The 23,333-nt window shown below is 35.9% G+C and carries 18 protein-coding genes; 4 read left to right on the top strand and 14 right to left on the bottom strand.

Going from position 1 to position 23,333, the window contains the following annotated elements; translation table 11 throughout:
- Nucleotides 1-5: 5 nt before the first annotated feature.
- From QM017_RS01130 to QM017_RS01095, 8 genes are all read right to left on the bottom strand, one after another.
- Nucleotides 6-689: a glycerophosphodiester phosphodiesterase family protein gene (locus QM017_RS01130; protein ID WP_178195958.1), complete on the bottom strand. Its 684-nt coding sequence runs from the start codon at nt 687-689 to the stop codon at nt 6-8.
- 13 nt (nt 690-702) lie between these two features.
- Nucleotides 703-2,061, bottom strand: a complete 1,359-nt coding sequence (locus QM017_RS01125; RefSeq protein WP_282709543.1) for an ABC transporter substrate-binding protein — start codon at nt 2,059-2,061, stop codon at nt 703-705.
- Nucleotides 2,058-2,885, bottom strand: a complete 828-nt coding sequence (locus QM017_RS01120) for a carbohydrate ABC transporter permease (protein WP_178196033.1) — start codon at nt 2,883-2,885, stop codon at nt 2,058-2,060. The genes QM017_RS01125 and QM017_RS01120 overlap by 4 nt, the downstream gene beginning before the upstream one ends.
- 2 nt (nt 2,886-2,887) lie before the next feature.
- Nucleotides 2,888-3,835, bottom strand: a complete 948-nt coding sequence (locus tag QM017_RS01115) for a sugar ABC transporter permease (protein ID WP_178195954.1) — start codon at nt 3,833-3,835, stop codon at nt 2,888-2,890.
- Nucleotides 3,786-4,916 (bottom strand): ABC transporter ATP-binding protein, encoded by a 1,131-nt coding sequence (locus QM017_RS01110; protein WP_282708596.1) that lies wholly within the window; start codon nt 4,914-4,916, stop codon nt 3,786-3,788. The genes QM017_RS01115 and QM017_RS01110 overlap by 50 nt, the downstream gene beginning before the upstream one ends.
- Nucleotides 4,917-5,087: 171 nt before the next feature.
- Nucleotides 5,088-6,260, bottom strand: a complete 1,173-nt coding sequence (locus QM017_RS01105; RefSeq protein ID WP_178195950.1) for a cation:proton antiporter — start codon at nt 6,258-6,260, stop codon at nt 5,088-5,090.
- Nucleotides 6,261-6,378: 118 nt separating this feature from the next.
- Nucleotides 6,379-7,998 carry a peptide ABC transporter substrate-binding protein gene (locus tag QM017_RS01100; RefSeq protein WP_282708595.1) on the bottom strand — a complete coding sequence of 540 codons (1,620 nt, stop codon included), beginning with the start codon at nt 7,996-7,998 and terminating at the stop codon, nt 6,379-6,381.
- Nucleotides 7,999-8,157: 159 nt separating this feature from the next.
- A complete protein-coding gene (locus QM017_RS01095; protein ID WP_178195946.1) occupies nt 8,158-8,625 on the bottom strand; it encodes a DNA starvation/stationary phase protection protein in 468 nt (155 codons plus the stop codon).
- Nucleotides 8,626-8,758: 133 nt separating this feature from the next.
- Here QM017_RS01095 and QM017_RS01090 point away from each other — a divergent pair, with 133 nt between their 5' ends.
- Nucleotides 8,759-11,167, top strand: coding sequence for a Xaa-Pro dipeptidyl-peptidase (locus QM017_RS01090; protein WP_282708594.1), 2,409 nt, complete (start codon nt 8,759-8,761; stop codon nt 11,165-11,167).
- Nucleotides 11,168-11,219: 52 nt separating this feature from the next.
- Here the strand turns inward: QM017_RS01090 and QM017_RS01085 are convergent, their stop codons facing one another.
- The 4 genes from QM017_RS01085 to asnB are packed head-to-tail and all read right to left on the bottom strand — an operon-like array spanning nt 11,220 to nt 16,613.
- On the bottom strand, nt 11,220-11,924 hold the full coding sequence (locus tag QM017_RS01085) for an amino acid racemase (protein WP_178197986.1): 705 nt from the start codon (nt 11,922-11,924) through the stop codon (nt 11,220-11,222).
- A gap of 6 nt (nt 11,925-11,930) precedes the next feature.
- Nucleotides 11,931-13,184 carry a carboxylate--amine ligase gene (locus QM017_RS01080; protein WP_178198018.1) on the bottom strand — a complete coding sequence of 418 codons (1,254 nt, stop codon included), beginning with the start codon at nt 13,182-13,184 and terminating at the stop codon, nt 11,931-11,933.
- Nucleotides 13,184-14,713 carry a UDP-N-acetylmuramoyl-L-alanyl-D-glutamate--2,6-diaminopimelate ligase gene (locus tag QM017_RS01075; protein ID WP_282708593.1) on the bottom strand — a complete coding sequence of 510 codons (1,530 nt, stop codon included), beginning with the start codon at nt 14,711-14,713 and terminating at the stop codon, nt 13,184-13,186. Before QM017_RS01075 ends, QM017_RS01080 begins: the two co-directional genes overlap by 1 nt.
- A gap of 13 nt (nt 14,714-14,726) precedes the next feature.
- The gene (gene asnB, locus QM017_RS01070; RefSeq protein ID WP_178197988.1) at nt 14,727-16,613 is read right to left on the bottom strand and encodes an asparagine synthase (glutamine-hydrolyzing); all 1,887 of its coding nucleotides are present in this window, start codon (nt 16,611-16,613) and stop codon (nt 14,727-14,729) included.
- A 261-nt stretch (nt 16,614-16,874) separates the two neighbouring features.
- On the opposite strand from asnB, the gene QM017_RS01065 reads away from it, so the two are divergent.
- Nucleotides 16,875-17,960 (top strand): cation diffusion facilitator family transporter, encoded by a 1,086-nt coding sequence (locus tag QM017_RS01065; RefSeq protein WP_282708591.1) that lies wholly within the window; start codon nt 16,875-16,877, stop codon nt 17,958-17,960.
- An 83-nt stretch (nt 17,961-18,043) separates the two neighbouring features.
- Complete coding sequence (helD, locus tag QM017_RS01060; RefSeq protein WP_282708590.1) at nt 18,044-20,290, top strand: RNA polymerase recycling motor HelD; 2,247 nt, start codon at nt 18,044-18,046, stop codon at nt 20,288-20,290.
- 86 nt (nt 20,291-20,376) lie between these two features.
- Here the strand turns inward: helD and QM017_RS01055 are convergent, their stop codons facing one another.
- On the bottom strand, nt 20,377-21,414 hold the full coding sequence (locus tag QM017_RS01055) for an aldose epimerase family protein (RefSeq protein ID WP_282708589.1): 1,038 nt from the start codon (nt 21,412-21,414) through the stop codon (nt 20,377-20,379).
- A 325-nt stretch (nt 21,415-21,739) separates the two neighbouring features.
- Here QM017_RS01055 and QM017_RS01050 point away from each other — a divergent pair, with 325 nt between their 5' ends.
- Nucleotides 21,740-22,042: a hypothetical protein gene (locus QM017_RS01050; RefSeq protein WP_178197992.1), complete on the top strand. Its 303-nt coding sequence runs from the start codon at nt 21,740-21,742 to the stop codon at nt 22,040-22,042.
- 83 nt (nt 22,043-22,125) lie between these two features.
- Here the strand turns inward: QM017_RS01050 and galE are convergent, their stop codons facing one another.
- Nucleotides 22,126-23,121 carry a UDP-glucose 4-epimerase GalE gene (gene galE / locus QM017_RS01045; protein ID WP_282708588.1) on the bottom strand — a complete coding sequence of 332 codons (996 nt, stop codon included), beginning with the start codon at nt 23,119-23,121 and terminating at the stop codon, nt 22,126-22,128.
- Between the last annotated feature and the right edge of the window lie 212 nt (nt 23,122-23,333).

Here is a 23,333-nt window from a genome sequence, read left to right as displayed (position 1 = left end):
CGCAACTAGATTTTAGCCCGTAATTCCCACATTTTTTCGAACTCATTAGTAAAAATTCCAGCAATATTTTTAACAAATAAGTCCCTAGCCGTCGCCTCGTCGTTAATCGTCCAGACGCGTTGTGGGGCTTGACAAACTTGGTAGCGATGCGGATGAATCCCCGCCAATTTTTCTGTTGCCACCACTTCATCGGCATTTGGCAAATCTTTAAAGATCAACCAATTATAATTTTGCCCGGGTGCAATAGCCTGACAGTTGCGTAAGGTTTGTAGATTAAACGACGAATAAATGACCGGATGCGCCAAATTAGCTTGGGCAACCATCTCTAAGACGATTCGTTCGATGTTTGGATAAGCGATAGCGTCAGTTTTAAATTCTAAGTTAAGCAACACATCTTTTGAGCCAACTAGCTCCAAAAGTTCTTGCAAAGTCGGGATACTTTCACCATTAGCCAATTTAAAATGTTTCAACTCTGCTAAAGTATAATCATTAATCAATCCACTACCATCAGTTGTGCGATCAATCTTTTCGTCATGCATAATCACAGGAATATTATCTTTAGTCAGATGAACATCAAACTCAATTCCGTCAATGCCATTATCTAAAACATATTTAAATCCTTCTAATGAATTTTCTGCAAACTTGGCCGGATATCCCCGATGTCCGAAAATTTTCGTTTGTACTGTCATATTATTTCCTTCTTTACTTAGTAAATCCTTCCGCCTTGTTGCTGGAAGTAATATAGCTATTCATTGAATTTTGGGCTTCTTGAAGCGCTTTGTTAACATCTGTTCCATCATAAATTTGTTCCATTGCGGTTTGGCTCAAGAGGCGTTCTTGCACAACATTTTGCATGAAGATACCTGAATTAGCCGTATTAGCAATCGTTCTATTCAATTGATCACTTGCAACCTTAGCAGCTGGATTTTTCTTATACAAATCTACTAAAACTTTTTGTTCTTGTGACTTTTTATTTAAAGCTAAATAACCTGTGGCTGCTTGCCATTGTGCTTGGGATTTAGCAGATAACAAGAATTTAATCAATTCCCATGCCCCATGTTGAACTTTGTTTGATTTGTCATTTGAAATCCATAAAGATGCTCCACCAATCGAGACTCCATTAGCCTCTTGGCCATCTGGATGTGGATAATAACACACGCCCACTTCGTCTTTAGTTCCGGTTGTTAACTGTGTAATTGAACCAGAAGATTGTAAAAACATACCTAATTTTCGTGATAAGAACGCCGCTGTTTCGTTGGTTCCAGCATTTGAACCAGCACCATAATTCATAAATGAACCGTTCTTTAAATTATCTTGAATCCATTTCATAGCATCCACCGTTGCTTGATTAGTGAAATTAACTGCCGTTGGAATTCCAGAACGTCCATTATCGTTATTAGCCATACATACTTTAGAGTTGGCCATGAATTGTTCAAAAAACCAACCATAAATTTCAACACTCATACCTTTAATCTTATGATTTGATTTTTCATAAAGTTCGTTAGCAACTCGAGTAATATCACTATAAGATGGATCCTTAGGTGGTGGTGTAATACCATATTCCTTTAAGAGCGTTGCATTATAATATAGCACCGGTTGTGATGTGTTAAATGGCATCGAAAGTTGCTTGCCATCTTTAGAGTAAAAAGCTCGTGCTACATCTGAAATTTGGCTGACATCATAGTTATCTTCATCGATGAACTTTTGAACAGGTGTTGTATATCCACTATAATACATCTGTGCAGTCGAAACGTCCATCGATTGAAAAACAGCCGGCGAAGCATCCGTACCATGTGTATTCAAGATTTTTTGAATCGCTTCGTTATAACTTCCCACAAATTCTGGAACAACGGTGTATTTATCTTGGGACTTGTTAAATTCATTAACTAATTGTTCAAGCTTATCTTGTCCTTGGCCGGTCATTTCATGCCAAAAAACAATTTTAGTACGTGTATCTGCTTGGATTGCATCTTTTTTACTACAACCACTCAAACTAGCTCCTAATAAACAAGCCAAAGTCCCTGCACATACAAATTTAGCAAGTTTTGTCAGTTTCATTATTTCACCGCCCCATCATTAATACCACTCTTGAATGATTTTTGTCCGATAAATAAAACAATCAACGTTGGAATTACGACGATTGCTGCACTTGCTTGAATCATTCCCCAATCATTAAACGTTTCTTGTGATTGCAATTGTTTCAAGCCATATTGCACTGGTCTAAACTGATCACTAAATGTCGTCAACATTGGCCACATATATTGGTTCCAACTAGCTAAAAAACTATACGATGCAAGTGTCAACAAGCTAATCTTAGCGTAAGGTAAAGCACCTTTAAGGTAAAATTGCCAATGCGATAACCCTTCGATATCAGCAGCTTCCTTTAATTCGCCTGGAATTTGCATGAATGCTTGCCGTAACATGAATGTTCCAAAAGCAGATGTTAAAAATGGAACAATCATTACAGCATAGGTGTTTAACAAGTTTAATTGACGCATCGTATTAAAGTTAGGAATCACTTGGGCTTCAAATGGTAGCATCATCGTAATCAAAAACACACCAAACAACAAGTTACGTCCCTTAAATTTCAAAAAGACAAATGCATAAGCGCTCATTGAACAAAACAGTAATTGGGCTAGCATCGTCACCAAAGAAATTACTAAGCTGTTTACCATATAGCGTAGTATTTCTGTATGATGAATTGCTGAAATATAGTTATTTAATGAGATATTTGTACTAAAAAACTTCCCTTGTGAAATTTCAGCAGTCGGTAACAGACTACTCCAAAAGCCCAAAATAAATGGCACTAAAACAAATAAGGCTAATAAACATAAAACAATATATTGTCCAAGCTTACTTTTTATAGAAGTATTTTGTGTCTCCATCATTAATATGTCACCTTTTTTTCTAAGAATTTAAATTGAATCAAAGTAAAAATTGCAATGACGATTGCTAAAACAATCGATTCGGTACTAGCTAAAGCATAATTACCGTTGATAAATGCATCTTGATAAACCCGATATACTAATAGGTTAGTTGCGTTATTTGGTCCACCCGCAGTCATCAAGTCGATTAAGCCAAAACTCTTAAATGCATCAATCAATGTAATAATGGACACAAAAAATAAGGTAGGTGAAATCATTGGAATTGTAATTCTAAAAAATTGATAACGCTTGGAAACCCCTGCGATTTGAGCTGCTTCATAAAGTGTAGCGGGAACGGATTGTAATGCGCCAAAGAAAATCAAAAAAGTAAAACCTAAATTCATCCATACAGTTGAAACAATAATCGCCAACATTGCCCATCCTGGTTCTGTTAACCAATTGATGGCAGGAATACCAAAAAGTTCCAAGATTTTATTTAATAAGCCTACCGAAGGATTGAAAATAAATAGCCAAAAAATAGCCGCTACCGAAACCGAAACACCCATAGTACCTGAAAAGACTGTTCTAAAAAAGCCGATTCCTTTAAGCTTGGCACTTGCCGTTTGTGCAAGCAATAAGCCAAATACTACGGTCAAAATGGACACACCCAAAACATAGATAAATGTCGCCTTTAAACTGTTGAGATATGCACTAGAAGTTAACAGATCAATATAATTTTGCAAGCCTACAAATACCGTGGGTTTGCCTACGCTATTTGTTAAAAATAAACTCAAATAAAGTGTCTTTAACATTGGATAAAAGACAAATAAGCCTAAAACGACTAAAGATGGTCCTAAAAATGCTAATGCATAGAACTTATCTTTAGCGTTAACATTAAATCCCTTAGCTAAGACTTTCTTTTTAGCGGCCTGCGACGCCTTGTAATTCACATTGGATGTTAGTTGTTCCATTTTGACTTCCTCCCTTGCCATACATTAAAATTTCACCATCTGGGGCAAATACATAATAATCACCATTTAAAGTTACTTTGACACGCTGATTGATACGATACAAGGTATCATCGCTTTCTGGTGTTGTCATACGTAATTGCTGACCGTCATCTAATGTTACTTCGATGATCGATTGATTTCCTAAATATTCAATGTTATGAACATGTGCATTCGTAATATTTGCGGTCGCATCTAACAATAATGCACCCGGACGAACTCCAATTCGATATTGCCCAGCAACTAATTTTTGCGTAACTGCAAATTCCATATCCGCATCAAGCGTTAATTTGTTTAACACTTCATCATAATCAGCTTGTAAAATGTTCATCCGTGGTGTTCCAAAAAATTCCCCGACAAAAGTATTAGCTGGTCTGGTATAAATTTCTAGCGGTGTTCCAATCTGTTGAATCTTATGATCATGTAAAACCATAATACGATCAGCCATCGTCATTGCTTCGACTTGATCGTGTGTTACATAGATTAAGGTTAAACCTAGACGTTGTTGAATCTCACGAATTTCAGAACGCATCTTGCCACGCAATTGAGCATCTAAATTAGATAAAGGTTCATCCATCAAGCAAATCTTTGCATCACTTGCGATTGCACGTGCTACTGCAACTCGTTGACGTTGACCACCAGAAAGTTCACGTGGCTTTCTTTGTGCATACTCTGTCAAATTAACTAATTCTAGCGCTTGGGCAACGCGCTCATTGATTTGTTTTGGATCCATCTTGCGAGCCTTCAAGCCAAATGCAACATTATCTTTTACAGATAAAAATGGAAATAACGCATAATTTTGAAAAACCATCGTTAAATTGCGATCTTGAGGTGCCAAGTTAGTAACATCTTTGTCATCGATTAATAATTGACCATCTGAAATTGAAATCAACCCGGCAATCATTCGTAACAAAGTACTTTTTCCACATCCAGACGGGCCTACAATGGCGAAAAATTCCCCGGTTTCAATCTTGGTATTGATATTTTGTAAGGTCCAATTTTCACCGTCATAACTTTTAGCAATATTTTTTAATTCAATCGACATTTTTTCCACCTCTAAATTACTTTTACTAACATTTCGCTTTTTAGTATATAAAACAAATGTAATGAATCAGTGGTAGCTTTGTAAGCATTATGTAATTATTTTGTAGTGTTTAAGTGAATTAGCAACTATCAAAAAAAGCGCAGAATCTAATAGAGATCCTACGCTTTTTAACTATTTTGCTCTTTTTTCTTGGCGTTGTAAGGCATCTTTTAGCATAAATGGTGCTACTAAGGTAGTTAAAATAATCGTTACAATTACACCTGAGTAGTATTGCTCAGATAATAATTTAGCACTATAACCGATCTGTGCGATAATCAATGCCATTTCACCACGCGATACCATTCCGGCTCCAATGATATTAGCTGAATGCAAGTCCATACCTAACACTTTAGCACCAAAACCACATCCAATCCACTTAGTTAACAATGCTAAAATTGTTAGTGGAATAATGAAGATTAGATCATTTAAAAAGCCATCAAATGTCATATTTAAGCCGATACTTACAAAAAACATCGGAATAAAGACTGCATATCCAATCGGCTCAATATTGGAATCGACCTCTTTTTTGCACGGCGTTTGCGCAATTGCAACCCCTGCAAAAAATGAACCTACCACTCCGCTTAAACCAACTAAATCTGCTACATATGCCATGCCTAAGCACAAAACTAACGAAACTAAGATAACAGAAACTGGAATCGTCAAATGTTGTGCAAATCGCATTAAAGGCGGTGCGATAAAACGAAAGACAAAAAAGACACCTACAAAATACAAGGCTTGTAGCCCAAAACTCAATAGCAACGATGAAGGTTCATGACTACTAGTGCTAGCTGAAATGTCACTAAAGATACTAACCAAGGCACTTAAAATCAAGACTGCCATAATATCATCGATCACAGCTGCACCAAGAATCGTTGTTCCTTCCTTAGTATCGATCTTTTTAAGCTCTTTTAAAACTTCAACCGAAATACTTACAGAAGTTGCTGCAAAGATTACCCCTAAAAATAAGGCTTGTTCGAAATTAAAATTAAACAGTTTTCCAAAAAAGTAAACAACAACAATCGGAACGCCTACTCCAAATAAAGCCACTGAAACGGCTGGCTTCAAATATTTTTTCAATAATTCAAGATCACTTTCTAATCCGGCGATAAACATCAAGATGATAACACCAATTTCTGCAAAATAATGCATGAAATGATCACTTGTCACCCATCCTAACACCGCCGGGCCTAAAACGATGCCCACCAATAATTGACCAATTACAGCAGGAATGCCTATTCTTCGACTAAAATGACCTGCCAAAGCCGTGGTGATCAACACCAAACATAATGTTCCTAAAAACTCCATATCGCTCTCCTCACTTAAAAATATTTTTCAAAAAATATTGTACTATTTTTTGAATTGTTGCGCCACTCAAACTTACGAAAAAAGGCGAAAAGTCAAGCTTTCCACCTTTTTTATGATATTAATTTTTCTTTTCTACATATTTATAGTCAAAGTGTGAACCAGTTGGGTAATAAATAATTCCTTTAATTTTTTTGTTATTTAGATGCATCACTGCACGTTGATATAAAGGAATTACACCTTGTTGTTTCATCAACAGTTTTTCAGCTTCAAGCAAATCTTGATAACGCAACTGTGTATCAGCTGCATCTGTAATTTTAGCTTTCTTAATCAAGTCTGTATAAGTTGTATCGTTATATTGACCGTAATTAAAGCTTGAACCTGGGATAAACATATCTAAAAAGCTAATTGCATCTGGATAATCAGCACCCCAGTTAGCTAAATACAAGTCAAACTCTCCATTTTTAGCTCTTTGTTGGACAACCTTGTCTGGCACAGCTTGAACATCGACTTTGATACCCTTGAGTTTACTTTCAATAGCACTTTGAATGTATTCAGCCGTTGCTTTATCCGTATCTTCATCGCTTGTCAATAGCGTCAAAGTTACAGGTTGCTTGTTTGTTGCACGATATTCTTTCCACAACTTCTTAGCATTTTTCACATCGGTATATACACCCTTACCGGCTTGTTTAGCGAAGTCTTGACCGGTTTTAGGATTACTCATCAACCCTTGAGGAATCAAGCCAATCGAGGCAATTGAGCCATCGCCTAAAACATTTTTAGCCAAGCTCTTGCGATCAATGACTTGCGAAATAGCCAGTCTAAGTTTTTCATCTTTTAATGTTTGATTGAAGTTTGGTACTAAATATTTTGTTGAAGACCCCTTACGCATCACAACGTCTTTGTTATTTTTATTACTACGTGCAATTGCTCCAGTCAAAACAATATCATCTAATTTACCTGTTTGGAACAAGTTTAAAGCAGTTGAAACTTGCTTGACTACCCGAACGTTGATTGTTTGCATCTTTACATTCTTTTTATCCCAATATTTTTTATTTTTAACCATCTGCCATTTTTGTTGGGTACCACTCCAACCTTTCAAAACATAAGGTCCACTTGCTAATACATTGTTAGCACTTGTCCCAAACTTCTTGCCTTGTTCTTTAACGTAGGCTTCATTTTGAGGAAAGAAAGTTGGAAAAGCCAACAAAACATCAAGATATGGAATTGGACGTTCCAAATCAATTTGCAAAGTGTAGTCATCTGGTGCACTAACGCCTAAGGTTTCAGGATCTGCTTTGCCTTCTTGAATTGCCGTAGCATTCTTGATACCGTCAAACAAGTAAGCATATGGTGCAGCAGTCTTAGGATCAACCACTCTACGCCAGCCATAAACGACATCTTTAGCCGTTACTGGTGTATTATTGGACCATTTAACATTTTTACGTAACTTAATCGTGTAATGTAAGCCGTCTACACTAGGCTTAGCCACACTTTTAGCTAAAGCTGGTTGCGGTTGACTCTTAGAATTTAAACGATAAATACCTTCAACTGTATTAGTAATTGCCACTAAACTAACCCCTTCAGTTGCTTGGGCAGGATCAAGTGTCAATAATTCCCCTTGCGATTGTAGGTTAAAAACTTGTTTGGATGCCGTTTTTGCAGCGACACTCGTCATATTACCTAAAGTTGTGGCAACTACCATTAAAACAGCAACCAATAACAACCCTAATTTTTTCATACTTCTTTCCTCCTATGCTAACTCAAGTAAAAAATACATGCAATCCTATTCACTTACTTTTAGTTACTGATTGTCCGTTAAGCATACTATGAACAGCAACGGACTGTCAATAAAGATGCTTACTTTTTATAAGGATCTTTATCACAGTCCGTTCATGCATTATTTATCTAAATTGGGAGCTTGACCTAATTCTGATTGTAACAACCAGATTTTCTTTTCGATGTCTGTCTTAAAACCAATGAAAATATCTTGCGTACTGTAGTCATCTTCTTTACCTGCAATTTCAATTCCCTTTTGGTATAAGTCTGCTAAATACCGGTAGCCAACCACTAATATTTCTAATCTTTCTTGCATTGTCTTGGAATATGTTCCAGGTTCATCTTTGATTGCAGTATGTTCAATCATTTCTTTTAACGTTGAATAAGGTGCGCCATCTAAAGTAATTAGTCGTTCTGAAATAACATCTAATTGTGCATTAATATCATCCATATATTCATCCATTAATGGGTGAAGTTTTAAAAAGTTTGTTCCTCGCATATACCAATGAGCTTGATGAATAACCATCGCCATTTGACTCAAATCTGCCACCAATTGATTCAAAACTTCTTTTGTCTGTGCATACTTCATAAAAGCTACCTCCTATATTTTTAATTCTGCTTCTATTTTACATCATTTTAGAGTTAATCTCACGTAAAACGACTCAGCACAGATTTAAAAACTGCGGTATAATTAACATAATATTTTTATAAGGGGGATTACCATGAAGTTTAACCAATTTTCCCGTTGTCAAACTACAATCACCACACAAGTTAGCGAACTTGAAAGTTTAGGCTTAACTTGTTTGACAGATTATCCAACAAAAGACACCACCGCTCTTTGGCTTGAATTATTAACAGAAATCATACCCACTAAGACAACAATTGCCGCCAAACACGCTGCCTTACAAAATTTACTTGCAACTTCTAAAAATGATGTGCTTAGTTTTTGTCAATCAGAAACCGTGGATGCATGTGCTTTTTATAACGTTGCTTTGCAGCTATTGCATTTTGAAGTTGACGATGATTTTTCCTTAAAACAACCACTAGCATTCATGCAAAAAACTAATTTACCCTACCATGAAAAAATTAATACTCAAACTGAATTAATTAGTGCGTTTTATGATTTATTAAATACTCCAACTAAAACAGGCCAAGTTTTCTTAGACTATCTAGCCACACAAGGTTTCTTTAATAAATTTTACGGTCAAATCACCCAACCACTAATTTTTAATGGAAAAACTCAACCAGTATTTGACACGAGTCAATTAATTTATGAAGTCGTTTATATTCAATCAGATCTTGATAGCGACTTAGATGGCAAGTGTGATTTATTAAAAGCCGAAATTATTCGTCCAAAAGAAACTGAATCTAACTTAAAAGTACCCGTACTTTACACTGCTAGCCCATACAATCAAGGAACAAATGATAAATTAGGTGAAAAATTAACGCATGATGTCAACGTCCCACTAACGCCTAAAAAACCAACCAAAAAAAGCTATGAAGACATCTGTGCTCCTACTTTTAATTTGCCCAATGCACAAAAATATAGCGCTAATAAAATCACTACTCAAGCAAGCGAAACTTTTGCACGCGAATTATCTTACACACTTAATGATTACTTTTTAGCGCGCGGATTTGCTGTTGTTTATGCAGCTGGCATCGGAACACGCGGCTCGGATGGCTTACGGACTTGTGGTTCTAAAGAAGAAACTCTCTCGACTATTGCAATCATCGAATGGTTAACCGGCAAACGCCAAGCATTTACCACTAAAGAAGCCACCACTGAAATTAAAGCCTGGTGGTGTAACGGCAATGTTGCTATGACTGGCAAATCCTATCTTGGAACGCTCGCAACAGCTGCCGCTACAACGGGAGTTTCCGGTTTAAAGACAATTATCTCTGAAGCAGCCATCTCCAATTGGTATGATTATTATCGTGATGGTGGTTTAGTAATCGCACCAGGTGGTTTCCCTGGTGAAGATGCCGATGTTTTATGTGGCGAATGTTTTAGCCGCAAAAAAGATGCTGCTGATTTTTACAAGATTAAGGAAACTTATAAAAAACAACTTGCTCAAATTACTATCCAGCAAGATCGAGCAAGTGGTAATTATAATGCCTTTTGGGATGCGCGTAACTACCTAAAAGATATCGCCAACATTAAATGTGATGTCGTAATGGTACATGGTTTAAACGACTGGAATGTCAAGGTACGTAATGTTTATAATTTGTATCAAGCTCTTCAAGACTTACCAGTCAAAAGCAAGCTTATCTTGCATCAAGGTCAACACATCTATATCAATAACATGCGTTCTATTGACTTTAGTTCCATGATGAATCTATGGTTAACCAACAAGCTTTATGAGGTAGCCAACGATGCAGACGAAATTTTACCTGATGTTTTAGTTCAAGATAATGCAGTTGCTGAAACTTGGCATCAATTCGAATCTTGGCAAACACCAGATGCTAAGCTGCAAACACTTCATTTAGGATTAGATGAATTAACAACAACCAAGGTAGTTGGTCAAGTCAGCTTCAACGACCAACTGCCGCAAGAAACTTTTGCCAAGTATAGTAAAGACTATCATACTTGGCAAAACGAACTATTGACGGCACCTGAATTAAATACAAGTCGCTTAGTCTTTAGTAGTCAGCCGTTAACAAACGACCAATATTTAACCGGCACACCAAAACTTAAACTCAAAGTTGCCAGTTCTAAAAATTATGGAATGCTTAGCTTCATGCTTGTAGATTTAGGTACGGCTAAACGCTTAGGTGCTGTCCCTAAACTTTTAGGTCGTAAAACCTTAGGATTAGGCTATCGCTGGCGTGAAGATGATTTGGTCGAATTTGCTTTAGATAAGCCAAGTGACTTTAAATTGATTTCTAAAGGACATATCAACTTGCAAAATCGTACCAATCTTTGGCAAAACGATGAACTAAAAGCCAATGAGTTTTATGATTTAAACGTCACCTTACAACCAATATTTTATCATTTACCAAAAGGACGTCGCTTAGCCTTGATCGTTTATTCAACAGATATGGAAATGACCGTCCGTGGCAACCAAGACATCAGTTATGCCCTAGATTTAGAAGCATGTGAATTAAGCTTTTTTAGTTCAAAATTAAGTTAATAAATAAAAAAGCCATGAAATAACGTACTAATTACGCTATTTCATGGTTTTTTTAACATAATTCTTTAGCCCATTCGAGCGTTCTTTTAACCAGCGTTGCTTGACTATCGACAACCGGCCAGTTGGTCACTGGATGACGTTCTTGTGCTAATGACAATTCTGTGCAACCCAAAATTACGACATCACAATCATGTTTGACCATCATCTCAGATACAATTTCTTCAAATAACTTAGCATCAACATAATCTTTTTGTTTGATATCATCATAGATTAACTCACTAGTCTTAGCTTGAATCTCTAAGCTTGGTTTGACTAGTTCATAGCCTTGTTGCAAGATTTCTTTATCATAAACGCCATCGTTTAAAGTACCTTCTGTCGCTAACAACCCCACTTTTTTGGCATTTGGATATAGGGTATTAATCTCTTTTACGGTTTCTCTTGGCATATGAATGATTGGAACATCTGTGGCTTGCGTTAACTCATCATAAAAATAATGTGCAGTATTGCAAGGCAACGTGAAAAAGGCTGGCTTTAGTAGGCTTTGTTGCTTGAAATCTTCTAATAATGGTTCTAAGGGATTTGGCTTAGTAGGATCAAGAATATATGCCGTCCGATCGGGGACACTAGCATGATTTACCAAGATATAATTTAAATAATCTTGATCACAACTAGCCGGTGTTTGTTGATTTAACAAACGAATATAGCTTTCAGTTGCCATCGTTCCCATTCCACCAATAATCGTGAAGAATCTTTTCACTACACATCATCCTTTATTTTCTGCAAAGTACTTTTTAAAATTCTTGATGTAATTATATTCCATCCACTTTAGTAATGTCCAACGTTTAAGGTTCATATCCTTTGAATATGCATAAGTTGTTCCGCAACGCTTTTGGCGAATCAATTCCAAGGCTTTTTGCTTATCTTGATTGTCACGTGCATATTTTTTAAAGACACTAACAGGAACACCTAACCACAAGGCAAGGGTTTCTTCATCTTTGTTAGCATAAAGTGTGGGTTGTTGGACCAATTCTTTAGTTACATAATCTTTAACAACCCATTGTGCCAAATTACAACCAGCAAGCGTTACAAAAAAGCTACTGCGACCTTGTCGTAAATTAATTTCAAAAAGCTTAAAAGTATTGTCACGCACATCGTATTTCATATCGAAATTGGCATATCCTGTAAAATTGATTGCCTCTAAAAATTGCTTAATTTGCTTGTAAATAGTTTCGTTATATTCTGGTAAGATAGCTACATAATTACCAATTGCCGCTGGAGCTGGATCTTCAAGTAGAGGATGACCTAAACACATCATCTTAACTTGATGATTTTGATCAACATACGCATTTAACACACGCATATTGCTGTCATCGCCTGGAATAAAATCTTGTAAGATAAAATCAGATTCATAACCATTCTTATATGCTTGATCTAAAACATAGTCTAACTCTTGGCGTGATTGGATTCTAAAAGCTTTCTTACGCCCTTCAAATTTGACGGCTAACCATTCTACACTATTAGATGGTTTTAACGCTACCGGATAATCAAAAGGCTGGTTTACTTGTTTATCTTGATGCATTTGCTTGGTAATGACACGCGTTGCCGGATAAGGCAAATCATATTGATCACAAACTTGATAAAAGCTTTCTTTACTGCTTAATTTAGTCCATAAATTTTCATCGATATAAGGGCAAATAAAGACATCTTCAAGCTCTTTTTTATGCTTAACAATCAATTCCGTATAACCATCGCCACACCCCAATAAAATAACTGGTTCTTTGTGATTACGATATTCTTCTTTTAACTTAAGCATCGTTTCAATCCATACCGGATCACTTGCAAACCCTTCAACTAAATGTAAATCAACAATTTTAGTGAAGCGTGTTGGTGCTAAAGGCAATTCTGCAATGGCTTTGACTGGACGTTGATATAATTCATAAAAAGAACGCGCTAAACCATAGGCATTAAAATCACTTCCTAAAAGAATCGGTGTAAATGCAATATCTGTTTGCGTCATCATTTCTCAAGCTCCTCTATAATATCTTTTGCTACCTTCACATCCCCTGCGTAAAAAACATCTTCTCCTTTTATTTTTTGATATGGATCTTCCCCTTTACCTGCTAAGACAATTACATCGCCAGCTTTACTTGTTTGAATAGCTTGTTTAATTGCCAAACAGCGGTCCAATATTTCTGATATTTCGATATTTTCTGTGATAATCTGTGCTCTAATTTCTTGATTTATATCATGTGGATCTTCAAATCCAGGATCATCGGTTGTCAAAATGACTTTCATAGCTTCTTCATTTAATGCTTTACCTAAATCAGCGCGCCGTGACAATCCTTTATTGCCAGCACTACTCAATACCACAGTAATCAAGGCGTTTGGATTTTGCTGTTTTAAAAAGACTAATAAAGCTTTCAAACTAGCATAGTTATGTGCATAATCAACATAAACAGTTCCATGACTTTGACTAGCAATAATTTCCATTCTACCTGGAATATGCGTATTAGCTAGTGCTTTTTTAGCCGCATTATTATCTGCAATAAGCAAATTAGTGGCAAGTAATGCCGCTAATGCATTACTTTCATTATAATCGCCTGGTACACTTAAATCATAGCTACCATCTAGTTGCGTTAGACTCTTAGCCTTACTAGAAATTGACTGAACTTCTAGTTGACTGTGACTAAGGTTTTCTAACGCTCCACTAAATAAAACATCAACTTTTTGTTGTACACCTTTTCTAGCAAATGAATAGACATTATCTGCTCCACAAGAGCTCTTAGCTACATCATATAACTCATCAAAATACGCACTTTGAGCATTGATGATGCATTTACGCGCATTTCGCAATAGTTGCTCTTTACAATATAAATAATCTGCAAAATCTGGATGCTCATTTGCACCGATATGATCGGAACTAATATTTAAAAAAATCCCTACATCATATTTTAATCCGTAGACACGATTTTTCTTATATGCTTGTGAAGAAACTTCCATTACCAAATGCGTCATTCCATTGGCTACAGCTTGGTACATATCATGGAATAAATCAAGTGATTCTGGTGTCGTCAAATCAGACTTGAAACAATCCTTTTTTTCAGGTCCAACAATTCGATCAATCGTTGAAAATAGTGCTGTCTTACTTTTCGTTGCTTCCTTTAAAATATTGTAGGCTAAATATCCTGTAGTCGTCTTACCTTTAGTGCCTGTGATTGCGATAATAGCTAATTTATTTTGTGGATAATCATAAAAAGCCGCACTCAACACTGCTAAGGCTTTTTGAACATCACTAACAATTAAGGCAGGCAACGCAACGTCAGGATAATAAGTCTGTGCTACATATGCGCTTGCTCCTTGTTTTTTAGCCATCTCTAAATAGTCTAAAACAAAGGCTCCTTTACAAAAAAACAGCGTCTTAGCTTCGACTTTACGCGAATCATAAGCTAGCTTTTGAAACTGCATATCTTCGCTTATATCATAACTTTGAACCAATAATTGATGCTCTTTAAGTAGCATCATTGCCTGACTAACCGTCAATGACATTTAAAACACTCCTTTATTGTGCTTTTTGATAGTATCGGATTTTAGTTGCAGTATCTGCTTTAGTATCTTCTGGGAAATAAACTTGATACCATAAGATAAATGTATACAGCGTAAAGACCTTTTGCATCGTCGAAACACCATTAACATGTTGGTCTAATACCTTAAGCAATTCTTGCGTATCAAAGAATTTAGCAGCCACATCACTTGTAAAAGCTTCTTTAATTCGTTGCAAGTATTTTTCTTCTTTCATCCACGAAGCCAAGGGCGATGGGAATCCTAATTTTTCTTTATTAGCTACACTAGCTGGTAATTCTTGGGCAGCTGCTGTACGTAAGGAAATCTTTGTTTCTTTGCCTCGAATACGTGTTTTGATTGGCATTGTTGCTGCAAAACTAGCCACTTGTTTATCAACCAACGGCGTTCTAACTTCTAAAGCGTTACACATACTCATCCGATCAGCTTTATGCAAAATATCATAAGGTAACCATGTATTAATATCAAAATACTGCATCTGTGTCATTTGATCTTTATCAGCCACATCATCAAAAATATGCTTGGTATAAGCACCTGTATCTAAGTTTAGTCCTTTGTTTTTCAAAAGTTTTTGACGTTCTTGGTAATTAAAAACATAATTGACGCGATAATAACGTTCACTTAGAGGTTGTGCTCCTCTTGTTAAGAAGCGTTGTCCATGGAAACGTGGCAAACCTGCTACAGCTTTAGCTAGTTGTTTTCTAATAAAGCTGGGAACAAATTTTTGATAGCGTTCAAATGGAACAGCCTCTAGATAGGTATTATAGCCTCCAAAAAATTCATCGGCACCTTCACCTGACAAAGCAACCTTGACTTCTTTTCTTGTTCCTTTAGACAAGTAATATAGCTGAATAGCCGATGGATTAGACAACGGCTCATCCATGTAATACATGATAGTTGGTAAAATATCAAAGTAATCATCGCTATCCATTGTAATACGTGTATTTTTTTGGCCGATTTCTTTGGCAAACTTGGTTGACCAATCTAATTCACTGTACTTGGAGTTTTCAAAACCTAACGAAAACGATTGGATTGGTTTTAACTTAGCAGCTTCATTTAATACAAAGCTAGAATCAACCCCACTAGATAAGAAACTTCCAACTTCAACATCGGCAATCATATGCGCGTCAACCGATTCATCGACTAAGCGTTTAATTTGCTTAGCATCTTCTTCAATCGTTTGTTGTTCATCAATATTGTCATAGTTAAACTTGAAGTATTGTGTTACTGTTGTTTGACCATCTTTGTGGATAAAGTAATGTCCGGGTAAAAGCTTGTAGACATTTTTAAACATTGTTTCTTTCGATGGAATAAATTCAAAACTAAGATGTACAGGCAATAATTTTTCGTTAAATTCCTTTACAAAATTAGGATGTTCTAAAAAAGCTTTAGCTTCAGAAGCCCATAAGAACGTTTTTTTATCGTCATAATAATACAATGGCTTGATGCCAAAATGATCGCGCGCGCCAAACACTTCTTGTGTCTTGCGGTCATAAATAACAAAAGCATACATCCCCCGTAATTTTTGAAGCAATTCAGGCCCCCATTGATCATAGCCATGAATTAATACTTCTGAATCAACATCAGTTTTAAATTGATAACCTAATTCTTGTAACTCACGACGAATTTCTTGATAATTATAGATTTCACCGTTAAATGTTAAAACCTTAGTTTGATCTTGATTAAACATTGGCTGTTTACCATGGGCTAAATCAATAATTGACAGACGTCTAAAGCCCATGCACGCCCCCTCATCAGTAAAAAAGGCTTCATCATCAGGTCCACGATGCGCAATTCTTCGCGCCATTTTTTCAATAACTTGACTCGAAACACCGTCTTGGTTAACATATCCCACAAAACCACACATCTTATTATCATATCCCCCTTAAAAGTTCAAATATATATTGTTATAAACACTAAAAACACTCTAAATTACATATATACAAGTGTAATTTCCTTTACTTGGCAAGTCAAGGAAAGTTACCGCGTAAAACACCTGTTTTTCTAAATTTTCTCATATATTTCCAAAAAATTTTTCTAAAAAAATATTAAATTTAACAAAGCTTTTTAGCCTTTCCATAGTATAATGATAATCAATCTTACTAATCATGTAGAAAGAAGAAATATCATGTCTAAACGTATTCGTCAACATATTGCACGTGAATATCGTGATTGGGAAAAAATTCAACAAGCAGAATTAGACAAGTTGCACAACGCCTCTAGACACCTATGGATCAATGTATGCGCTTATCTTACCATCTCTATTATCGAGTATTTTTTATCTATCCTAAGCTCTTCTCAAACGTTACGTGCCGATGCTTTTAATAATCTTTCTGGAATCATTTCGACCACCTTATTACTAGTCGGCATTCATATTGCAAAAGATATTGATGATCAAGACATCGTTGGTGCTCCTTTACCTAAATTATCACTTAAGCATACAGGCAATGATCAACGTGTTCAGTTTACACGTTTTCGTTATGAAACTATCTTTACTCTAACAACTAGTATCATCATGTGTGCAATCGCTTTGCAAATCATTGTATCTGGCGTTGTTGCATTGATGGATCCTAAAAAACATGTGATCCCTGAACCAAGCGCTTTACTAGGAGCTGGTATCGCTAGTTGTATCATGCTTGGTGTTTGGTGTTTAAACAAACGTAACGGTCATCGTCTTCAAAATGCAGCATTAATCGCTGCTGCCCAAGATAGCCTTAGCGATGCTTTAACCAGTATTGGTACGTTAATCTCTATTGGTGGCGCCTTATTTTTCCAAATTTCTTGGCTCGATGGTGCGATGAGTATCTTAGTTGGTTTATTTATTCTTTATTCAGGTCTACGCATCTTTTTTGAAAGTAGTTTAAATTTAGCCGATTACTTTGATCCTGAAGCTGAAGCTCAGTTTAGAGATGTCATTGCTGCTTTGCCAGACGTTAAACATGTCAATGAACTCAAGGCTCATTATAGCGGTAATATGGTCACCTTAGACGCTGTGATTACTGTCAATGCAAACATGAACGTCTTAGAAAGCTATCATCTAAGCGAACACATCGAAAATTTGATGCGTTATCACTTTGGTATCATCGATACAGATATTTCTTTTATTCCAGACGAAGATACCATCACTAAAGAAACCTTACGCCGAACACATCGCAATAAAGAACGCTTATTACGCAAGCAAGGTCAAATTAATATCACTAAAAACGAAAGCTAGGCATGCCCTAGCTTTTTTCGTGTTATAATCAAGCCTGTAAAAAAATTACCGCTACGTTTAAGCATCTAGAAAGGACGCTAAGCATGGATCAAGAACGTAAAAAAGAACAAAAGCGTGTCACTTATGTTTGCCAACTCATCAAACAACGGACACAAAAGCTCAAAGATGATCTGGCTAAGGCACAACAAGAAACAGCCTTGGTTGAACGTAATTACAGCCAAAATGCTAAAATCAATACATTTGAAATCGATGACCAGATGGAAACAAACGCTGAGGTTCAACAACAAAAGCAACTTGTTGCTAAGAATCTACAAGATCAAAAAATTCTAAAACATCAGCTCAAACAATTAGGTACACTACAAAATTCGCCTTACTTTGGGAGAATCGATATTCAAGAAGACAACACAGAAAGCGAAACTCTTTATATTGGAACCGCATCATTTGTCGATCAAAATCAAGATTTCTTAATTTATGATTGGCGTGCTCCAATTTGTGCACTGTATTATAACGGAACGCTTGGACAGGTCAGCTATACTACGCCCGCTGGCTTACAAAAGGCACAATTACTTAAAAAACGTCAATTTACCATTGTAAACGGTCAAATCAAGCATATGTTTGATACTAATGAAACCATTGGTGATGAAATCTTACAAAGCGTACTAAGCGAGCATTCCGATGAATACATGAAAAATATCGTGGCTACCATTCAAAAAGAGCAAAATGATATTATTCGAGATACTAGAAATGATTTATTGTTGGTTCAAGGTGTGGCTGGATCAGGTAAAACCTCAGCCATCTTACAACGTATTGCTTTTTTGCTTTATCATAACCGTGAAAAATTAGCTGTCGATCAAATTATCTTGTTTTCACCTAATTATTTATTTTCACATTATATTTCAGAAGTTTTGCCTAGTTTAGGTGAAAAAAATATGCGCCAACTGACGCTTAACGCCTTTTTAAAACGGCGCTTTGAGGGGCTAAAAGTCGAAGAATTATTTGAACGCTATGAACAAAATCAAGCATCTTTTATGACTAAAATTAAGGAAAGTGCATATTTCATGCAACAAATTAGCGCTTATGTTACAAGCTTAGACCCTGCAGATATTTGTTTTTCTGATATTTTATTAGACGGCGAAATCTTTTTTAGCAAAACACAAATCGCGCGCTATTATCAAAACTTACCCGCGACCCTTAAGCCGGCTGCACGGTTTTTGGAAACTAAAAACTTATTAATTAAAGAATTAAACAAACGTATCCGTACTCAAACGCGTCTACCTTGGGTATTAGAACAAATTGAAATGCTAAATGAGCGCCAATATCATGCCTTGATGCAAAATAAAGAGCGTGGACGCTTCCAAGAAATTGCTGATGAACAAGATTATTTAGCGCGCCAAATTCTTAAAAAACGCTACGCCAAAGTTTATGAAGCTTTATACAATGATTATTTCATCGACACTTATGCCCAATATGAACATTTCTTAAATACTACCTTACCTAAAGCAACTCGTCAGTTTACATTAAACCTAGAATATCATCGCATAGAATTAGCTGATTGTGCTCCTTTGCTTTATTTACGCGACTTATTGACTGGTAGCGGTCAAAACATGGCGATTGCACATTTATTTATCGATGAAATGCAAGATTACAGCTTAGCAATGCTTTTATATCTTAAACATGCTTTTCCAAAAGCAAAATTAACTTTATTAGGCGATAGCGAACAAGCCTTGTTTAACCCGCTACAAACACCTGATAAATTATTAAACAGTCTTCAACAAACCTTAGACGTTAAAAAAAGTAAATTAATCGCATTAAACAGAAGTTACCGCTCCACTTATGAAATCACTAATTTTGCTAAACAATTACTACCCGATGGTGATAACATTGAGGCATTTAATCGTCCAGGTACATTGCCTAAATTAATTTTAGTTCCGGATTTAGATATTGGATTGGCAACATTAAAGCAACAAGTAGCGCTTTTAAATGGTCAAATCGCCTTAATTACCAAAGATGCTAAACAAGCTTTCTTTTTAGCTTCTAAACTAGATGGACTTGGTTTTAAATTGGTCAAAAAAGAAGATCAAAAATTGCCACAACAAAATGTCATCTTGCCGATTTATTTGGCTAAAGGTTTAGAGTTTGATAATGTTTTAGCCTTTGATATTTCACAATCTTCTTATACAGATGATGACATTGGAATTTTATATACGATTTGTTCACGCGCTATGCATCAATTGACACTTATTGGAATTAAACAGTTTCCTACTTGTTTCCAAGCAATTACGCCTACCAGTTATCAATTAGAAAAACATCTACAACTCAAACATAAATAAAAACCTCACGGCACTTATGCTGTGTGCCTCCTTACTGGATCATCCAATAAAGAGGATACACATCAAATTTGCCATGAGGTTTTTTATTAGATTTGATCAAATTTATAACTAATACGATACGTCTTCTTGCTAAATTTAGGTAAGACGATATCACCAAAGTTTTCTTGATTAATTGCATCTGGTAAGGTTTGAGCTTCCAAGGCTAACCCTTCTCCACCGATAGCTTCTTTACCATTATCACGACTAAACTTAATTCCACTTGGAATTTCTGCCATCGAATACATCACCAAACCATTGCGACATGAATCAATCGTAACTTGGCGCCCACTTTCATTATCACGTAAAATAGCAATTGGTTCGTTTGCCTTACCAGGTTCATTAACAACAAAAGCATCATCAAAACCGCATACAGCTTGGGCTGCTTGCTTAACGTTGCTGAATTTTTGGAAATCATATGGACTATCTTCTACACTATGCACTCGTCCAGTTGGAATCAAGTCATCGGCTAAATCAAGATATTGACTACTGTTAATCTTTAAAGAATGTGTCGCTAAGTCTTGGCGATCACTTAAATTGAAATAAACATGATTTGTTGGATTAAACAAAGTATCCTTATTATCAGCCAAAGCACTATAAGTGATTGTTACACAATCTTGATTGTCTAAAGTATAGATGATAGTCGCAAGCATATCGCCTGGGAAGCCATCTGCTTGTTCAGTAATCTTAGTTTGAAAAATTGCACTGACACTGTTTTTTGTCTCTGACACTGTGTAATCCCAATTTAAAGTATTAAAACCGTTTGGACCACCGTGTAAAGTATTGCCATTATTATTTTTCGGTAATGTAATTTGTTTACCATTCAAAACACAAGAGCCATTATTAATGCGTCCCGCTACACGTCCGATTGACTGACATACACATAATGGATTGCTATAGTAATCTTTGGTTTCAGCAAAACTTAATAATAAATTAGTTAAATCACCTTTTTTGTTGGGAACTAAAAATTCTTGCCATGTTGCTCCCATCGTCAAGCACGAAGCTTGCACTCCATTATCATTAATCAAGGTAATCTTAGTTACAATATTTCCTTCAAAATTGTCTAAAACACTCTTTATAATTTTCATAATCAAACTGCCTCTCTTTTATTTTTTAGCTGTTTACTATAATCTTATTTTACCTCACAACGCCAACACTTTAAAGCGATTACATAAAATTATATGATTATTTTTGTAAGTAAAAAATTGGTATTTTTTAGTTAATAATAAGCAAATTTACGAAAAATAAATTTATTTTCGACTTCCAAACCCAATAATTCCAAGTATTATCTGTAAGTAATAAAAAGTAAATACTTATATTTTTTCAAAAAACACTTGCTTTATCCAAAATAAAAAGGTATGGTATACACAAGGAGAAAAAGAGGAAGTTCACAATAGGGAGGCTTTTTAGCAGATGAATGAAACTATTGTTCAAAAGATCGAATCACGTATCGGGAAAAACAAAGAATGGCGTTTAATCAACAAAGACGGTCATTTTTTAAACGTTAGCTTTTCAATTAACCTCGAAAACAACATGAAAAAGCTACGTAACTTCTCATTTAATCGTTTCGAATCTGAACAACTTAACGAATTATCTAAGCTAGTACCTAGCTTAACAGCAGACTATAACCTGCATATCAATCAAGAACTTACAGGTTCTACTTACTTGCCTGTATCGGCAGAAAATGCTGTTTCGTTGTTTGAAAAAATAAATTAGACATAAAAAACCGTCACATATGACACAAATTTCTGATAATGCTTTTTAAGCACAGAAACTCAAATCATATTGACGGTTTTTTATTAACGATCGTTATAACCGTTTGGATGGCTTGTATGCCAATTCCAAGCAGTTTGAATAATCTTGTGAATATCATCAAATTGTGGTTGCCAGCCCAAGACCTCACGTGCCTTATCAGAAGCTGCAATCAACTTATCAGGATCGCCTCCGCGACGTGGCCCAATTTCAGCAGGTATTTCTTTGCCGGTCACTTCGCGTGCAGCTTTTAAGATTTCAAGGTTTGAAAAACCTGTCGATGAACCAAGGTTAAATGCGTTTGAATCATTACCTGCACGTAAATATTCTACGGCTAAGATGTGTGCATCCGCTAAATCAAATGGATGTACATAATCACGTACGTTGGTTCCATCTTGTGTATCATAATCATCTCCAAAAATCATCAACTTATCACGCTTACCCATCGCAACTTCTAACACGATTGGCATTAAATGTGTTTCTGGGTGATGATCTTCACCAATTGTGCCGTCTGGCTTGGCACCAGCAACATTGAAGTAACGCAAGGCTACAAACTTAATTCCATATGCTTGATCTGCCCAGCGCATGATTTTTTCCATCATCAACTTACTTTCACCGTATGGATTGATTGGATTTTGCGGGTCATCTTCATGAATTGGCATTTTTTCAGGGATACCATATGTTGCAGCAGTCGATGAAAAGACAATCTTTTTAATTCCAAATTCATTCATAACTTCAAGCAACTTAATCATCCCAGCCGTATTGTTATCAAAATACTTCAACGGCTCTGTCATAGATTCGCCTACTAAAGAAAAGGCTGCAAAATGGATAACCGCATCTACTTGTGGGTTTTCTTTAAAAATTTCACGCATAAATGGTTGGTCTGCCAAATCACCTTCATAAAACTTAGCATCTGGATGCACAGCAGCTCTATGTCCAGTCACCAAATTATCAACAACTACTACGTCATGGCCTTTTTCAATCAAACGATCAACCATGTGTGAACCAATATAACCGGCACCGCCTAAAACTAATACTGACATTGGAAATCCTCCCTTTGCAAAAGCAATCATTTATCTTATTGCGTATTTAATTTTAACAGTTTTTGAGCTAAAAAGAAAAATATTTTCTCTCAGGATTTTTTACTAATTACACTAATTATTTTACTAAATTTTTACTATTTTTCAAGGGTTTTTTCACTCTAATATATAAAAAGCTTGTTGTTTTTATTCCTATATGGTTAACTATAATTTAG

It is taken from the genome of Ligilactobacillus sp. Marseille-Q7487 (assembly GCF_949152225.1).
Lineage (GTDB): Bacteria > Bacillota > Bacilli > Lactobacillales > Lactobacillaceae > Ligilactobacillus.
Note: the sequence above shows the minus strand (reverse complement) of the source record. Positions and strands in the feature narration are given on the sequence as shown.

Coding starts and splice junctions, on each gene's coding strand:
- QM017_RS01130 (WP_178195958.1), bottom strand. CDS start 689: ATGACAGTACAAACGAAAATTTTCGGACATCGGGGATATCCGGCCAAG.
- QM017_RS01120 (WP_178196033.1), bottom strand. CDS start 2,885: ATGGAGACACAAAATACTTCTATAAAAAGTAAGCTTGGACAATATATT.
- QM017_RS01115 (WP_178195954.1), bottom strand. CDS start 3,835: ATGGAACAACTAACATCCAATGTGAATTACAAGGCGTCGCAGGCCGCT.
- QM017_RS01110 (WP_282708596.1), bottom strand. CDS start 4,916: ATGTCGATTGAATTAAAAAATATTGCTAAAAGTTATGACGGTGAAAAT.
- QM017_RS01105 (WP_178195950.1), bottom strand. CDS start 6,260: ATGGAGTTTTTAGGAACATTATGTTTGGTGTTGATCACCACGGCTTTG.
- QM017_RS01100 (WP_282708595.1), bottom strand. CDS start 7,998: ATGAAAAAATTAGGGTTGTTATTGGTTGCTGTTTTAATGGTAGTTGCC.
- QM017_RS01095 (WP_178195946.1), bottom strand. CDS start 8,625: ATGAAGTATGCACAGACAAAAGAAGTTTTGAATCAATTGGTGGCAGAT.
- QM017_RS01090 (WP_282708594.1), top strand. CDS start 8,759: ATGAAGTTTAACCAATTTTCCCGTTGTCAAACTACAATCACCACACAA.
- QM017_RS01080 (WP_178198018.1), bottom strand. CDS start 13,184: ATGACGCAAACAGATATTGCATTTACACCGATTCTTTTAGGAAGTGAT.
- QM017_RS01075 (WP_282708593.1), bottom strand. CDS start 14,713: ATGTCATTGACGGTTAGTCAGGCAATGATGCTACTTAAAGAGCATCAA.
- asnB (WP_178197988.1), bottom strand. CDS start 16,613: ATGTGTGGTTTTGTGGGATATGTTAACCAAGACGGTGTTTCGAGTCAA.
- QM017_RS01065 (WP_282708591.1), top strand. CDS start 16,875: ATGTCTAAACGTATTCGTCAACATATTGCACGTGAATATCGTGATTGG.
- helD (WP_282708590.1), top strand. CDS start 18,044: ATGGATCAAGAACGTAAAAAAGAACAAAAGCGTGTCACTTATGTTTGC.
- QM017_RS01055 (WP_282708589.1), bottom strand. CDS start 21,414: ATGAAAATTATAAAGAGTGTTTTAGACAATTTTGAAGGAAATATTGTA.
- QM017_RS01050 (WP_178197992.1), top strand. CDS start 21,740: ATGAATGAAACTATTGTTCAAAAGATCGAATCACGTATCGGGAAAAAC.
- galE (WP_282708588.1), bottom strand. CDS start 23,121: ATGTCAGTATTAGTTTTAGGCGGTGCCGGTTATATTGGTTCACACATG.